Raw genomic sequence first — 13,921 nt, 5'->3', positions numbered from 1 at the left:
CACGCCTCCGAAAGGAGACTAAGCCAGCGCCGGACGCGAGCAGCGCTTTTCGGGCCGTCTCAGCCCGGCCGGGTCAGTGGCCACCCAGGCTGCCGTTCAGGTACTGGGCGCGGCAGGCCCGCCGCGCCAGCTTGCCGCTGGTGGTGCGCGGAATGGCGCCGGCCGGCAGGAAACACACCTCGGCGACCGGCAGCCCGTGGCGTCGCAGGACCGCGGCGCCGATGGCCTCGATGGCCGGCCGCGGGTCGGCGCGGCTGGTGCCCGTCGCCCGCTCGGCGATGATCACCAGTCGCTGTTCGGTATCCTCGCCGGGCACGTCGAAGGCGGTCACGTATCCGCGCCGCACCAGGGGGGACGCTTCGGCGACGGTCGCCTCGATGTCCTGTGGGTAGTGGTTGCGGCCGCCGATGGTGACCATGTCGACGATCCGGCCGGTGACGTACAGCTCGCCGTCGAGATAGGTACCCAAGTCCCCGGTCCGCAGCCACTGGCCATCGAGCACCGAGCCCTCGGCGTGGCTGCCGTCGGCGAATCGCGATCGCAACCGGGCGCCGAACGCTCGCCCGGTTTCGCCGAACAGTCCCCAGTAGCCCCCGCCGACGTTTTTGCCCTGCACCCAGATCTCGCCGACCTGACCGTCGGGCAGTTCCGTCCCGGTGGTCGGGTCGACGATGACGGCCCATTCGCTGCGGCCCACCTGGCCGCAGGAGACCTGCGCCACGGCCTCGGGGTCGCCCGCCGCAACCCGCACCGCGCGGCCGGCGCCCAGCTCCTCGCGGTGGAAGTAGGCGGCGGTCGCCTCCGCGGCGGGCGCGATGGTCGCAACGAACAGGGTGGCCTCCGCGATGCCGTATGACGGCTTGAACGCGGTCGGCGGCAATCCGTACGGGGAGAACGCCTTGTTGAACGCCGTGATCGCCTCGATGCGGACGGGTTCGGACCCGATGATCAGCACCACGTTGCTCAGGTCGACATCGTCGCCCGGCGCGGGCAGCCCCCGCTGGGCGGTCCATTCGTAGGCGAAGTTCGGCGCCGCGGTGACGGCCCGGCCCGTCTGGGCCGACAATGCCTTGATCCAGCGCAGCGGCCTGCGGACGAACGCGGCGGGCGACATCAGCGTGGAGTGCCCGCCGTATACCGCCGGGAAGCCGATCATCGATAGCCCCATGTCGTGGTAGAGCGGCAACCAGCTCACGCCGTGCGTGTTGCGGTCAAGCAGGTCAATGGAAAGGATCATCTGCACGAGGTTGGTGCCGACCGCCCGGTGCGTGATCTCGACGCCGACCGGGGGCCGCGTCGAACCCGACGTGTACTGCAGGTGAGAGATGTCGTCATGGCGTAACTCATTGGGGGCGAATGAATCCCGCGCCGAGTCGGGGATCTCGTCGATCACGATGACCCGTGGCCGGTGCCGTTGCGGGAGGGTGCTCAGAAAATCCTCGACCGCGTTCCTGGCCGCCGATGTGGTCAACACGGCCGTCGGCTGCGAATCGCGCAGCGCAGTGTCCAGGCGTTCGGCGTGGCCGGGCAACTCGGGCGCGAACAGCGGCACCGCAATGGTTCCGGCCTTGATCGCGGCATAGAACCCCATCACGTAGTCGAGGCTCTGCGGCGCCAGGACCGCGACTCGATCGCCATGGCCGGCGGCCTGTTGGACGCGCGCGCCGATGGCTTCCAGCCGGACACCGAACTGGTTCCACGTCACCTCTTCGACATGGCCGTCGGCCGAACGGTTGTAGTCCAGGAAGCGGTACGCCACGGCGTCACCGACATTGGCGATGTTGCGATCGACGAGCGAGATCAGCGTGACGTCGGGCGGCACCAGGATGTTGCCCGCGGCATCCAGGCAGTCCTCGATCTCGAGCAGGCCGGGGACGGGCCTGGTGTGCTGCCGCGAACCGAACTCCATGGCCCTACTGTAGGCAAGGGGATGCCGCAGCAGCCGCGCCGCGAAGAGTTGTCGGGACGCCCCGCGCGAAAAGCTTTCGGAGGGAATCGAATTCGCCAGTCGGCGCCGGCCCGTCGGCGACCGTTGTGCGCCCTCGTCACGGTGACCACGGCGTGGGCGGTAGCCTACGCGCGAGCGGCATGCAGGGTCGTCGATGATCGCACCGGGAGTTGGCCATGTCAGGCAGGACGTTTTCATTCGAGATCAACCGCACCAGCACCGCGCCCGCCGCGACGCTGTTCCGGCTCGTGACCGACGGCGCCAACTGGTCGAAGTGGGCCAAGCCCATCGTCGTTCACTCGAGCTGGGCCCGGCAGGGCGATCCCGCGCCCGGCGGAATCGGGGCCGTCCGCAAGGTGGGGATGTGGCCCGTGCTGGTGCAGGAGGAGACCGTCGAGTACGAGCAGGACCGCCGGCACGCCTACAAGCTCGTCGGCCCCCCGACTCCGGCCAAGGATTACTCGGGCGAGGTGGTCTTCACGCCGAACCCGGCGGGCGGAACCGACATCCGCTGGACCGGCTCGTTCACCGAGGGAGTGCGCGGGACGGGCCCGGTGATGCGGGCCGCCATGGGCGGAGCGGTTCGGTTCTTCGCCGGCCGGCTGGTGAAGGCCGCCGAGCGGGAATCGAACGCCGGGCGGTAGCACCGGGCGCATGACGGCCGCGGGAGGCGGCCGCCGCGCTTTCAGGCAGGGTCTACGGGTTGTTGGCCTGTTGCTCGTCCAGCTGAGCCTGCTGCATGCTCTGCTCGAACTGCTGCTGGGCCTGTTCGTTCTGTTGTTCCGCCTGCTGCATGGACTGTTGCAGCTGCTGCTGGGCGAGCTGCTGCTGCAGTTGGGCTTCGTCGTCGCCGTCATCGGCGGCAAAGCCGCCGGAGAAGTTGGGCGGTGTCTGGGGCGATACGGCCACGTCGGTCAGGCGCACCGGTCCCTGCGCCGTGCCGAGGAGGGAGAGCAGGGCGACGGCCGCGGCTCCCGCGAGAAGGAGCCGCACCATTCGTCGCCGGCGGTGGTCAGGGGCGCGGGTAGTCATCTTTCAGTTATGCGCCGAGACCCTAGCTACCGCCTGGGCGGCGGCTGTTCGGCGAATATGAAGTCCGCCCCCTACTTCGCGTCGACCTCGTCCTGATACTTCTTCGTCATGTGCGCGACCGCGTCCAACTGCGACTGCGCCAAGCTGTCCCGGGCCTGCCCGGCGCGCGCGGCGGCGTCCAGCGTCGGTTGTGCCTGGCCCTGGAAATGCGGCATGACTTCGGCGGCAAACAATTCGGCGGACCGTTTGGTGGCGGCCGGGTTGGCCCACTCGTGGCCCATCTGCAGCATGCAGCCGAACCCGCCGGATTGATCCCACAGCCGCTGAACCTGCCCGCGCGCCCGCTCGGGCGTGCCGATCACGCCCGCCCCGTTTTCGTTGATGACGTCGATCATCTCGTCCAGCTGTTCGCCGGGCATCGTCATCTGCGGGAAGGCGGCCACCTTCTGGAAGTACCGGAACCACGGCTCGATGCCGAACTTGACCTCTTCCCGGGCCTGCTTTTCCGTTTCGGCAAGGTGGAACAGTCCGACCAGGCTCCAGTTCCTGCGGTCGACCTGCGTGCCGAAGGTCGCCGCGCGCTCCTCAACGATGCCCCAGTGATACGAGAGCGCGTTGAAGCCCTCGACGGTCAACGTCGCCCCGATGGAGAGCAGGCCGATGCCGTGTTTTCCGGCCAGCCGTGCACCGGTCGGCGAGGCGACCGCGGCGACCGACAGCGGGATCCCGCCGTCCGAGTACGGGGCAAGCTGCAGCTTGGCGTCGAACAGTTGGTGCGTGGCCGTCTTGGCGCTCACGGTCTCCCCCGCCAGCAGCCGCACCACGATGTCGAGATTCGTTTCGAGCAGTTCGCGGGTGTCGGTGGGCGTGAGCCCGATCATGGACGAGTCGCTGGGCAGGGAGCCCGGCCCCACACCGCCGATGATGCGGCCATGTGTGAGGTGATCCAGCAGCATCAGCCGGTCGGCGACCCACAGCGGGTTGTGGTACGAGAGCGAAATGACCCCGGTGCCAAAGCGAATGCGCTTGGCGCGCTCGGCCGCGGCGGCGATGAATACCTCGGGCGAGCTGATGATCTCGCTGCCGGCCGAGTGGTGTTCGCCCATCCACACTTCGTCGAAGCCGAGTGCGTCGAGGTGCTCGATGAACTGCAAGTCGCGCTGCAATGCGAGCGTGGGATTTGTGCCCGCCCGATGGAACGGGGCGATGAAGTATCCAAACCTGAGCTTCGTCATTGAGGCTCCCTTGCATCCGATTGGCCTGAACCATAACTCGGATGCGGTGTTCGGCCTAGGCCGTCACGGAAGAACGCTCGGCAAGGAGCGGGTTTTCAGCCGGCGGGGCCAGGTGATCCCGGCCCCGCCGACTAAGGGAGCAAGTCTTTTTCGCGGTGCGCTACGGCGAGCTCAGCGCGTGAGGTCAGTAGCCGCCGCAGACGTTGCCGACGCATCCGCCGCCGCCGCCCGGGCCGCCGCCGCCACCCCCGACGCCGGGGATGCTGCCGCCTCCGCCGCCGGGGCCGCCGCCACCCGTGGGGCCGCCGGGGACGCCGCCGCCACCGCCGCCCGGGCCACCGCCACCCGTCGGGCCGCCGGGAACGCCGCCGCCACCGCCGCCGGGGCCGCCACCGCCGGTGGGGCCGCCCGGAGCGCTGCTGCCGCCGCCAGGTGTGGACGGAGCCACGCTGGACGACGGCGTGGTCGTCGGGGTGGTGCTGCTGCTGCTCGGCCCTTTGTTGCCGCCGCCGCAGCCGACCGCGAACACGAGCATCGCCGCGCCGCCGAAGAGAGCGACCGACGTCCTGCCTGCAGATCTCATCGAAGTCCCCAATCCCCACTTGCGCCACGGCAACTGGTCCACTTCTCCTTACCCCGGCTCGTGCCCCTGCAAACGGGATTCGATGCGGGACTTCTGCCCGGAAACGGCGATGGCCCATCCGCCGGGATGGGCCATCGGTACAAGCGGCGGGCGCGGCTGGCGCCAAGCATTAAACGCAACGGAAGCGAGTGCGTTGGGAGCCGATGGCCCATCTCGGGCTAATGGGCCATCGGCGAGCCAAATCGTATCCCCGGACAACTGTTGCTATGCGGGAATTTGCTACATAGGTAATAAGAAATTTTCTTATTCGTAAATTGGATACCGAGTCCGCGCCGTGAGCCCGCATCAGCAGCAGCGGTCAGACCTGCGTCCGCTCCCTAGGCTTCCTTGGTGATCAGCTTGCGCAGCGCCACCCGGTCGGGGGTCAGCAGCTCGGCGATGCGCGGCTTGTTCACCTCGGCGACAATGATCTCGCCGACCTCCTGGTAGACCTCGCTGAAGATCCCGTGGGACTTCATCTTCTCGGTCTGATAGAGGTTGTCCTCGGTCGGCGTCACGTAGTAAACCGCGTCGGCCTTGAACCGGTGCACCAGCCAGAGGTGAATCAGCGTCATCAGGCGCTTCTGGCGCAGCTTCTCGGCGAAGGTGTTCTGGTCACGGACCTGCAGGATGCTGCGGCCGTGCCGGTCCTTGATGGGATCGACGACGACATTGGCCAGCTGCTCGTTCCCGTTGCCGTAGATGCCGAGCTCGAGAACGTCCGAACCGGCGCGGCGGGGCCGCAGGGTCACCCGCAGCTTTTCGCCGAGCTGGTAGTTCTCGCTCCACAACGCCAGCCACTCCTCCAGCAGCTTCTTGGGCACCTCGGTCTGCGCGAGGTGCTGATGCTGGGTCGAACCCTTGCCCATCGCCTTGGTGGTCGCCGTGCGCCCGGACGACGCCTGCAGCGCCGCGTCGCTGCGTGGCCCGCCGACCAGGGTCTGCGGGGTGCGGTAGGGCGACTCGACCAGGCGCATCTTGCGCTGCAGCCGAGCCAGCGCCAGCATGCCGTCCTGCTGCAGCGACGTGGCGAACTCCTCGGCGGCGACGCCGTCGATCTGGTGGCCGCCGTAGGTGATGAAGTTGAAGACGAAGCCCATCTTGCCGAGCTCCTCGGGGAAGCGCTTCATCTCCTCGTCGGTCATCCCGGTGGTGTCCCAGTTGAAGGACGGAGAGAGGTTGTAGGCCAGCATCTGCTCCGGGAATTCGGCGTGGATCGCGTCGGCGAACTGACGGGCGTCGGCGAGATCGGCGGTCTTCGTCTCCATCCAAAGGATGTCGGCGAACGGTGCGGCCGCGAGCGACTTGGCGATGGCGTACGGAATGCCGCCGCGGATCTGGTAGTAGCCCTCCGGCGTTTTCGACAACTCCGGGTCCCACGGCGGATCGACGCCCAGTTCCTTCGCCTTCTCCCGCGCGGCGTAAAGCGATGCGCGGGCCGCGAACTGGCGCCACTCGTCGGGGGTCATGCTCGGTGACTCATCTTCGGTCTCGTCGAACGAGAGCACCTCCGCGACGGCCTCGCTGTAGGTCATCAGCCCGGCATCGTCCTCCCACGCCGCCACGAATCGCGACTCGACCTGGTCGAAGAGGTCGTCGATAGAACCTTGCCCGTCCTCGCGCCGGGCGTTCACGGCGTCGGAGATCAAGCCCTGGATGCCCTGGCGCTCCAGCCAGGCGGTGGCGGCGGTGTACTGCGAATCGGGCAGAGCGTAGAGCAGGTGGCCGTTGAGCTCCTTGATCCCCAGCTCGTGGAAGCGCCGGACCATCGCCAGGAAACACGCCTTGTACGACGGGATGTCGAGGTTGGTGGCGCCGAGCAGGAACGGCTGGTCACGTTCGTCGGCGCGGCTGTCGATGAGGTTGGCCGCCTCGGCGTCGGTGCGGGCGACGATGATGCCGGGCACCTTCATGACGTCGAGCTGGAACCGGGCCGCATTGAGCCGCTTGATCTGTTCGTCCGACGGCACCAGCACCTTGCCGCCCTGGTGGCCGCATTTCTTGGTGCCCGGGCGCTGGTCCTCGATGTGGTAGCCGGCCACGCCGACCTCGACGAAGCGGCGGACCAGGTTGCGCACGTGCGGGTCACCGCCGTGGCCGGTGTCCGCATCGGCGATGATGAACGGGCGGTAGTCGTACGCGGGTGTGGTGGCGCGCTGCCGTTCGGTCATGTTGAGGCGCTGGTACTGCTGGTTGCGGTCAGCGGTGAGCAGGGCGCGCACCAGCACCGCCGCGTCGTCGGGCACCTGGCTGAGGGGATAGCTGGCGAGGTCGGGACCCGGGTCCTCGGTGGTGGAGCCCTTGGCCGAGGTGGCCCAGCCGCCGAGGTAGATGCCCTCGATGCCCATCCGCTTCATGGCCACCGCCTGGCCGGGCGAGTAGGGGCCGAAGGTCGTGATGCTCTTCTTCGCGGCGTACAGCTCGCGCAGCCGGTCGTAGAAGGCGGCGGCCGCGTTGCGTGCCACCGGGTAGTCGGACGGGATGGTGCCGCGCTGCTCGACTACCTGGCGGGCCGTGTAGAGGCGCGTGATGCCGGCGAAGCGCGGGTCGTCCATGTACCGCTGCGTGGCGGCGATGTCGTCTTCGAACGATGTCCGGACTTCGGTGTCCGAGTCAATGATGGCCATGGCCCTACGCTCCTCTTCGGCATGATTCCCCTGGACGGAGTCTATCCCCGGAGATGACCTTTCAATCAGGGGTCGAAAGACCCATGCCAAAACTGTTGCCGGACGCCTGTATCCACCAGCCGGCGCCGGCACGGCACGGCCGCGGGGCGCCGGGCGCACGGCCTCGGTGTGCACCGCTTGCGGCGCAACACTCTTCGCACGCAAGGTCGGATCAGTTGGGGCCGCCGGCCGCGCGCCGGGTCAACCACTCCCGCTGGCGACGGACGAACTCTGCGTCGACGACCCTTCCGTGGCCCGGCACGTAGACCGCGTCCGTGCCGCCGACCTCGAGCAGCCGATCGAGTGTGGCCGGCCAGGCCGCCAGATCCGAGTCGGCGTCGATCGCGGGTTCGGCGGACTCTTCGACAAGGTCGCCGGTGAACACGACGACCGGATCGTCGGCTCCCCCGGGAGCGACCACCACCAGATCGGAGGTGGTGTGGCCACGGCCCAGGTGGGCGATCGTCACGGTGCGGTCGCCGAGGTCGATGGTGGCGTGAAAGACCCCCCGCCGCGGGGGTCGCAACGCCGCGATCGCTCGGTCTATCTCTGCGGCGTCGGCGCCGTGGTGTAACGCGTCGTCACGCATCCGGTCGGTTCCGGACGACAGGTATTCGACCACCTCGGGTGCGCAGTAGACATTCGCGTCCGCAAACGCCGAAGAACCCAAAACGTGGTCAAAATGCTTGTGCGTCAAGACGATATCGCTGACAGGGCGGCCGGCGAGCCGTCGCACTCCGGCGTCGATTGCGGCCGCCTCGGACAGCGTCGTGCCGGCGTCGACCAGCAGTGCCCCGGTGCGGCCCCACACCAATCCGACGGTGACATCGCAGAACGGCAGCCGGCAGCGATGCACGGTGGCCGTCAACCGTTCCCACGCGAGGTGCACACGAGCAAGGTAGCGCCCGGGGCTGGGCCGAACAGGTCGGACATAGTTGACACGTTGGCAACGGCCGGAGAGAAGGTATTCGCGATGCGCGCAGTCGTCATCACCAAGCGTGGCGGTCCGTCGGTGCTGCGGGTCCAGCAGCGGCCCGACCCCCCGCCGCCGGGTCCGGGGCAGCTGCGGGTGGCGGTGCGCGCAGCGGGCGTGAACTTCGCCGATCACCTCGCCCGCGTCGGCATGTATCCGGATGCGCCGAAGCTCCCGGCGGTCGTCGGCTACGAAGTCGCCGGGACCGTCGAGGCCGTCGGCGACGGTGTCGATCCCGGCCGCGTCGGCGACCGGGTGCTGGCGGGTACCCGCTTTGGCGGCTATGCCGAGATCGTCAACGTGGCCGCGAGCGACTCGGTGCCGCTGCCGGCCGCAATGAGCTTCGAGGAGGGCGCCGCCGTCCCGGTCAATTACGCGACCGCGTGGGCCGCGCTGCACGGGTACGGGTCGCTGCGCGCCGGGGAAAGGGTGCTGGTGCACGCCGCGGCCGGCGGGGTCGGTATCGCGGCCATCCAGTTCGCGAAGGCCGCCGGGGCCGAGGTGCATGGCACCGCGTCGCCGGCGAAACACGAGAAGCTGGCCGAACTGGGGGTGGACCGGGCGATCGACTACCGCCGTGACGGCTGGTGGCGTGGCCTGGATCCCTACGACGTGGTGCTCGACGCGCTCGGTGGCACGTCGCTGCGGCGGTCCTACGCATTGCTGCGGCCGGGCGGACGGCTGGTCGGGTACGGGGTGTCGAACCTGCAGCATGGCGAGAAGCGCTCGCTGCGGGCGGCCGCCCCGCACGCGTTGGCGATGCTGCGCGGGTTCAACCTGATCGATCAACTCTCGGAGTCCAAGGCGGTGATCGGCCTCAACATGTTGCGGCTGTGGGACGACCGCGGCACGCTCGAGCCGTGGATCACTCCGCTGGCCCAGGCGCTCGCCGACGGAACGATCGCTCCCGTCATCCACGCGGCCGTGCCGTTCGCCGACGCGCCGGAGGCACACCGCATCCTGGCGGCCCGGGAGAACGTCGGCAAGGTAGTCCTGGTGCCGTGAGTTTTTAGCGGCGCTGCAGTGGTTATCTATCTCCCATGGCTGTCACCGAATCCCGCGAGGTCGTCATCGAAGCGACACCGGATCAGATACTGGATGTGCTGTTCGACATCGAATCGCTGCCCGAGTGGTCCTCGGTTCACCAGAAGGTGGAGGTTCTCGAGCGGGACGATCAGGGCCACCCCACCAGATCGAAGCAAGTGGTCAAACTCGTCGGTGTCAGCGACGAGCAGGAGTTGGCGTACACCGTTCACGACGACGGTGTCAGCTGGACTCTGGTCAGCGCCAAACAGCAACGCGCGCAAGACGGTCGCTACACGCTGACGCCCGACGGAGACTCCACGCGGGTGAACTTCGATCTCACCGTGGACCTGTTGATGCCGGTGCCCGGGTTCTTGATCAAGCGAGGCTCCAAGAGCCTCATGGACACGGCCACCAAGGGATTGCGTAAACGGGTCCTGGAGCGCAAGGGCGGCAAGTAACGGCACCCAGGCCGTCTGAATCGGGCGCTTTCGGATGGGCGCCGCGCGAGCGACACTGTCCATATGAAACCGAAACCCGTGAGCAACTTTCGACGGGTCGCATCGCTCGCCGGTGCGTTGGCGATCCTCGGCGCGGCGGCCGGCCGCGGCGGCCACGGTGACACCCGCATGACGGCACCGTCGACGCCGAAGGTCACCACCCTTGGGCGGACCGTCCCGGCCGCCCCCGTCGACGGGCCGTTAACCATCAGCAGTCCGGCGTTCCGCGACGGTGCGCCGATCCCCGTGCAGTACACGTGCAAGGGGGCGGACACGGCCCCCCCGCTGACGTGGTCGGCGCCGTTGGGTGCCGCACTCGTGGTCGACGACCCTGACGCCGTCAACGGTCTCTACGTGCACTGGGTGGTGGTCGGCATCGGCCCCGGTTCCGGCAGCACCGCCGACGGTCAGACGCCGGCCGGCGCGACCACCTTGCCGAACACCGCCGGCGAGCTCGCATACAAGGGACCCTGCCCGCCGGCCGGTACCGGCACGCATCATTACCGGTTCACCCTCTACCAGCTTCCCAACGACTACCGGCTGCCCGACGGGCTCGCCGGCGTGCAGGCGGCGCAGGCGATTGGCGGCGCCGCGAACGCGCAGGCGCGACTGACCGGAACCTTCGGAGGCTGAGGATGCGCTTTCAGGCCATGTCTTCGAGCGCCTGATAGCCGGCGTTATAGCCGGGCGTGAACGTGATGCCGGGCCCACCGTGGCATCCCGCACCGCCGAGGTAGAGCCCCGCGATGGGAATCGGAAAGTCGAGGAATCCCTTGGGACCGGGGCGGTTCGGGCCCATCAAGTCCGGATGCAGCAGCCCATGGCAGAAGTCGCCCGCGGGCGCACCGAACATCGTGTTCATGTGGTAGGGCGCAAACGTGATGTGACGGATCACGATGTCCTTGAAATTCGGGGCCAACCGGGTGATCTTGTCGATAACACGCTGTGCCATAACATTTTTGAGTTGCCCATGATCGTGGCGGTCGACTTCGACCGGGAAGGCGTAAGCGTAGGCGCTCGCGGCGTGCTTACCGGGCGGCGCCATCCCCGGATCATGCACGGACGGTATTTGCATCCCCATCGACGGGTTGTCCGGGACGATGCCCCGACGGCAGTTCTCCCAATGCAGCTGTTGTTCTTCGGGATCGCCGAAGATCCCGACCGACTGCTGCATGCCTTCCTCGTTCAAAAACTCGTAGGGCGGCGCGAATTCGGGCAGCCCGTCGAGGGCGAAGTGGATCTGCACGAAGGAGGCACGGTGGTCTCGTCCGGCAAGACGTGAAATGAGCTCCCCCGGCACATGTTCGGGTGCGATCAGCTCGGTGAGGGTGACGTCCGGCGCGAGGTTGGAGACCACGATCGGGGCGGTGATCGTCGAGCCGTCGCGTAACCGCACGCCGGTCACGGTGCCGTGGTCGACGAGGATTTGCTCCACCTTGCTGCGGAAGCGGATCTCACCGCCGTGGGAGACGAAGAGCTCCCGCAGGTGTTCGGTGAGCGCGCCGATGCCGCCCTTGAGTTTGGTCATCATCGCCGTGCTGTCGTCCGGCACCGCCAGAGCGAATGCCAGGCAGGTGGCACTGCCCGGCGTGTAGGGGCCGCGGTAGGTGGAGTTGACGGCCAGGAACGCGAGCATCCCCCGCATGACCGCGTGCTTGTCTTTGTCGGGCAGGTAGCGGTCGATGACGTCCATCGCCGACCCGAACAACATCTCGTGAATGGCCCGTCGTTCGGCGTCGTTTGCCGCGCAGGCGTACATCTCGTCGAGGGTCTTGGGCGGTGTGCGAACGTCGAAGCGGCCCAGTGCCTTTGCGGGTCCCTGGCTCCACCCGATCAGTTCGGCCATGCCGGTGACGGCCTCCATGCCGTGCTTCTCGGCCAGGTGCGTCATCAGCCGCATCGGGTCGCGGTAGAAGATCATCGGCTCCTCGCCGTGGTCGCCGATGTTGGTCGACATCACGTCCGGCTCCACCGTGGGCAGGGTGTCCAGCCCGAGATCCTTGGTGATCTGGCTCGCGGTCGGAAACTGGACGGAGCCGGCGATCTCGTACCGGAAGCCGTCGATCAGTTCGACGGTCGCCGCCATGCCCCCCGCATAGGTATTGCCTTCCAGGCACAGCGTCCGCAGGCCTGCGCGCTGCAGTACGGCGGCCGCGGTAAGTCCGTTGTGGCCCGCTCCCACGACGATCGCGTCGTAGTCAGACATGGCGTTCCTCCCTCGATTGGCGCGTGACAAGGATATGTCAGTACTGACATGGTTGGAAGATGTCAGTTCTGACAAATTCTGGCCGGCTGGGATACCATTCCGGGGGGATGAACGCGCCGACGAACCGTCATGAGCTACGCCGACGATCGACGCACGAGGCGCTACGCCAAGCGGCATTGAAAAGCTTTGCGCGCAAAGGGTTTACCAACGTCACCGTGACCGAGCTGGCCCGGGAGGCCGGCGTAACCGAGCGGACTTTCTTTCGCCACTTCCCCACCAAGGAGGCGGTGCTCTTCCAGGATTACGAGACGCAGCTGGCGTGGCTGGCCGAGGCGCTAGCCGACCGTCCCGCGTCCGAGTCGCTGTTCGATGCGGTGCTGGCGAGCGTCGCGGCCTTCCCGCACGACCTCGAAGTGGTCCGCCAGGCCGCGACGGCCCGCGCGGAGTTGATCAGCGCGGAGCGCATCGCGAGCCACCTGCGCGTCGTGCAGTCGTCGTTCGCCCAGGTGCTGACCGATTTCGTCAGGGATCGAAACCCGGGTGTGGCGAACATCGATCTGCTCGCCGAGGTAACCGGCTCCGCCCTGGCCGCCGCGCTCGTCGTCGCAGTGGAGAATTGGGGCCGCAACGGCTGCAGGGGCGACCTCGGCGAACTCGTCGCGGCCAGCCTGGAGCTGCTGCGCTCGGGCTTCGTTTTCCCTGCTTGAGTGTGCGTCGAGGGCGACGACACGCCGGATAACCCCGCCGTGGGCTCAAACACTTTGCGCGCTCTCCACGGCCGCCTCGACGAAGCGGCGCAGCACGGCGTTGCGGGCGCGCGGCAAGAACGCTATCGAGACCGAGCTCGCGGGGGCTCCGCGCAGCGCGACGAACCGGACGCCGGGGTGGATGTTGCGCCGTACCGCGACGTCGGGGATCACACCGATGCCGCGATCGGCCGCGACGGATTCGAGCCATTCGTCGAAGTTGGTTGTCTCAACGACCGTTTTCGGTCCCTCGCCCGCCGGCCATGACCAGGGCCCGGTGGTCCCGCTGGCGGTGTTGACGACCAGCGGCCACTGCGGGACCTCGGCCCAGTCCAGTTCGGATCTGGTGGCCAGCGGCGAGTGGACCGAACACACGGCCACGCGGGCCTCGTCGAACAGGTGCACCATCCGCACCTGAGCGGCCGTCACCTGGCCGCGGACGACGGCGACGTCGACCCTGCCCTGCTGTACGGCGCTCAGCGCATCGTCGGTGCGGACCAGCCTGACCGTGGTCCCGGTGGCCCGCTCGAAGCGGGCAACGGTGTCCTGCGCCCACGGATCGGGCAGCAACCAGCTGAATCCGAGGCCGATGCTCGCCTGCCGGCGTACGGCGCCGAACGCCTGGTCGAGCTCGGCGAGGATCCGCGCGACGTGGTCGAGGAACGTCCGCCCGGCCTGGGTGGTCTCGACGTGTCGCGAGGTGCGATCCACCAGGGTCACGCCGAGCGCATCTTCCAGTTGGCGAATGGTGCGGCTGAGCGCCGGTTGGGTGATGCGGAGTTCGTCGGCGGCCCCGGTGAACGACTGCAGTCGCGCCACCGCCTCGAACGCCCGGAGGTGGCGCAACTCGATTCGACCGCCCGCCAATGCGCCCATGCCTGACAAGCATAGATCGATTACAGCAGGCATTTCACAGGCCGTCTCGACGGACCTAACGTCGTTGCCAGGACAGAGATCTTAAGGAGCCGAA

At 68.0% G+C, this 13,921-nt stretch carries 13 protein-coding genes; 5 read left to right on the top strand and 8 right to left on the bottom strand.

Annotated elements, in window-relative coordinates; translation table 11 throughout:
• Positions 1–73: 73 nt before the first annotated feature.
• Complete coding sequence (locus A5756_RS16600) at positions 74–1,909, bottom strand: fatty acyl-AMP ligase (RefSeq protein WP_066954448.1); 1,836 nt, start codon at positions 1,907–1,909, stop codon at positions 74–76.
• Positions 1,910–2,124: 215 nt separating this feature from the next.
• Between A5756_RS16600 and A5756_RS16595 the strand changes: the two genes are divergently transcribed.
• Positions 2,125–2,592: an SRPBCC family protein gene (locus tag A5756_RS16595; protein ID WP_066954445.1), complete on the top strand. Its 468-nt coding sequence runs from the start codon at positions 2,125–2,127 to the stop codon at positions 2,590–2,592.
• 52 nt (positions 2,593–2,644) lie between these two features.
• Here the strand turns inward: A5756_RS16595 and A5756_RS16590 are convergent, their stop codons facing one another.
• The 5 genes from A5756_RS16590 to A5756_RS16570 form a co-directional block, all read right to left on the bottom strand.
• Entirely contained in the window at positions 2,645–2,980 is a 336-nt protein-coding gene (locus A5756_RS16590; RefSeq protein ID WP_156659573.1) for a hypothetical protein, read from the bottom strand.
• A gap of 71 nt (positions 2,981–3,051) precedes the next feature.
• Positions 3,052–4,215 carry an LLM class flavin-dependent oxidoreductase gene (locus A5756_RS16585; protein WP_066954439.1) on the bottom strand — a complete coding sequence of 388 codons (1,164 nt, stop codon included), beginning with the start codon at positions 4,213–4,215 and terminating at the stop codon, positions 3,052–3,054.
• Between the two features lie 184 nt (positions 4,216–4,399).
• The gene (locus A5756_RS25945) at positions 4,400–4,798 is read right to left on the bottom strand and encodes a hypothetical protein (protein ID WP_066954716.1); all 399 of its coding nucleotides are present in this window, start codon (positions 4,796–4,798) and stop codon (positions 4,400–4,402) included.
• Between the two features lie 377 nt (positions 4,799–5,175).
• A complete protein-coding gene (gene aceA, locus A5756_RS16575) occupies positions 5,176–7,464 on the bottom strand; it encodes an isocitrate lyase ICL2 (RefSeq protein WP_066954435.1) in 2,289 nt (762 codons plus the stop codon).
• A 211-nt stretch (positions 7,465–7,675) separates the two neighbouring features.
• Positions 7,676–8,392, bottom strand: a complete 717-nt coding sequence (locus A5756_RS16570) for an MBL fold metallo-hydrolase (protein ID WP_066954432.1) — start codon at positions 8,390–8,392, stop codon at positions 7,676–7,678.
• Between the two features lie 84 nt (positions 8,393–8,476).
• On the opposite strand from A5756_RS16570, the gene A5756_RS16565 reads away from it, so the two are divergent.
• The 3 genes from A5756_RS16565 to A5756_RS16555 all read left to right on the top strand — a co-directional run bounded on the left by A5756_RS16565 (position 8,477) and on the right by A5756_RS16555 (position 10,632).
• Positions 8,477–9,481, top strand: a complete 1,005-nt coding sequence (locus A5756_RS16565) for a zinc-binding dehydrogenase (RefSeq protein ID WP_066954429.1) — start codon at positions 8,477–8,479, stop codon at positions 9,479–9,481.
• A gap of 35 nt (positions 9,482–9,516) precedes the next feature.
• Positions 9,517–9,960, top strand: a complete 444-nt coding sequence (locus A5756_RS16560; RefSeq protein WP_066954426.1) for an SRPBCC family protein — start codon at positions 9,517–9,519, stop codon at positions 9,958–9,960.
• Between the two features lie 63 nt (positions 9,961–10,023).
• Complete coding sequence (locus tag A5756_RS16555; protein WP_066954423.1) at positions 10,024–10,632, top strand: YbhB/YbcL family Raf kinase inhibitor-like protein; 609 nt, start codon at positions 10,024–10,026, stop codon at positions 10,630–10,632.
• Positions 10,633–10,642: 10 nt separating this feature from the next.
• On the opposite strand, the gene A5756_RS16550 is transcribed toward A5756_RS16555, so the two are convergent.
• Positions 10,643–12,205, bottom strand: coding sequence for an NAD(P)/FAD-dependent oxidoreductase (locus A5756_RS16550; protein WP_066954420.1), 1,563 nt, complete (start codon positions 12,203–12,205; stop codon positions 10,643–10,645).
• Positions 12,206–12,312: 107 nt separating this feature from the next.
• Here A5756_RS16550 and A5756_RS16545 point away from each other — a divergent pair, with 107 nt between their 5' ends.
• A complete protein-coding gene (locus A5756_RS16545; protein ID WP_066954417.1) occupies positions 12,313–12,912 on the top strand; it encodes a TetR/AcrR family transcriptional regulator in 600 nt (199 codons plus the stop codon).
• Between the two features lie 45 nt (positions 12,913–12,957).
• Here A5756_RS16545 and A5756_RS16540 read toward each other — a convergent pair whose 3' ends face one another.
• Positions 12,958–13,827, bottom strand: coding sequence for a LysR family transcriptional regulator (locus A5756_RS16540; RefSeq protein ID WP_066954413.1), 870 nt, complete (start codon positions 13,825–13,827; stop codon positions 12,958–12,960).
• Positions 13,828–13,921 lie beyond the last annotated feature (94 nt).

It is taken from the genome of Mycobacterium sp. 852002-53434_SCH5985345 (genome assembly GCF_001667155.1).
In the GTDB taxonomy this organism is placed as follows: domain Bacteria; phylum Actinomycetota; class Actinomycetes; order Mycobacteriales; family Mycobacteriaceae; genus Mycobacterium.
Note: the sequence above shows the minus strand (reverse complement) of the source record. Positions and strands in the feature narration are given on the sequence as shown.

Bases quoted from the DNA above. Each gene is read 5' to 3' on its own strand.
- A5756_RS16600 (WP_066954448.1), bottom strand. From the start codon at position 1,909: ATGGAGTTCGGTTCGCGGCAGCACACCAGGCCCGTCCCCGGCCTGCTC.
- A5756_RS16595 (WP_066954445.1), top strand. From the start codon at position 2,125: ATGTCAGGCAGGACGTTTTCATTCGAGATCAACCGCACCAGCACCGCG.
- A5756_RS16590 (WP_156659573.1), bottom strand. From the start codon at position 2,980: ATGACTACCCGCGCCCCTGACCACCGCCGGCGACGAATGGTGCGGCTC.
- A5756_RS16585 (WP_066954439.1), bottom strand. From the start codon at position 4,215: ATGACGAAGCTCAGGTTTGGATACTTCATCGCCCCGTTCCATCGGGCG.
- A5756_RS25945 (WP_066954716.1), bottom strand. From the start codon at position 4,798: ATGAGATCTGCAGGCAGGACGTCGGTCGCTCTCTTCGGCGGCGCGGCG.
- aceA (WP_066954435.1), bottom strand. From the start codon at position 7,464: ATGGCCATCATTGACTCGGACACCGAAGTCCGGACATCGTTCGAAGAC.
- A5756_RS16565 (WP_066954429.1), top strand. From the start codon at position 8,477: ATGCGCGCAGTCGTCATCACCAAGCGTGGCGGTCCGTCGGTGCTGCGG.
- A5756_RS16560 (WP_066954426.1), top strand. From the start codon at position 9,517: ATGGCTGTCACCGAATCCCGCGAGGTCGTCATCGAAGCGACACCGGAT.
- A5756_RS16555 (WP_066954423.1), top strand. From the start codon at position 10,024: ATGAAACCGAAACCCGTGAGCAACTTTCGACGGGTCGCATCGCTCGCC.
- A5756_RS16550 (WP_066954420.1), bottom strand. From the start codon at position 12,205: ATGTCTGACTACGACGCGATCGTCGTGGGAGCGGGCCACAACGGACTT.
- A5756_RS16545 (WP_066954417.1), top strand. From the start codon at position 12,313: ATGAACGCGCCGACGAACCGTCATGAGCTACGCCGACGATCGACGCAC.
- A5756_RS16540 (WP_066954413.1), bottom strand. From the start codon at position 13,827: ATGGGCGCATTGGCGGGCGGTCGAATCGAGTTGCGCCACCTCCGGGCG.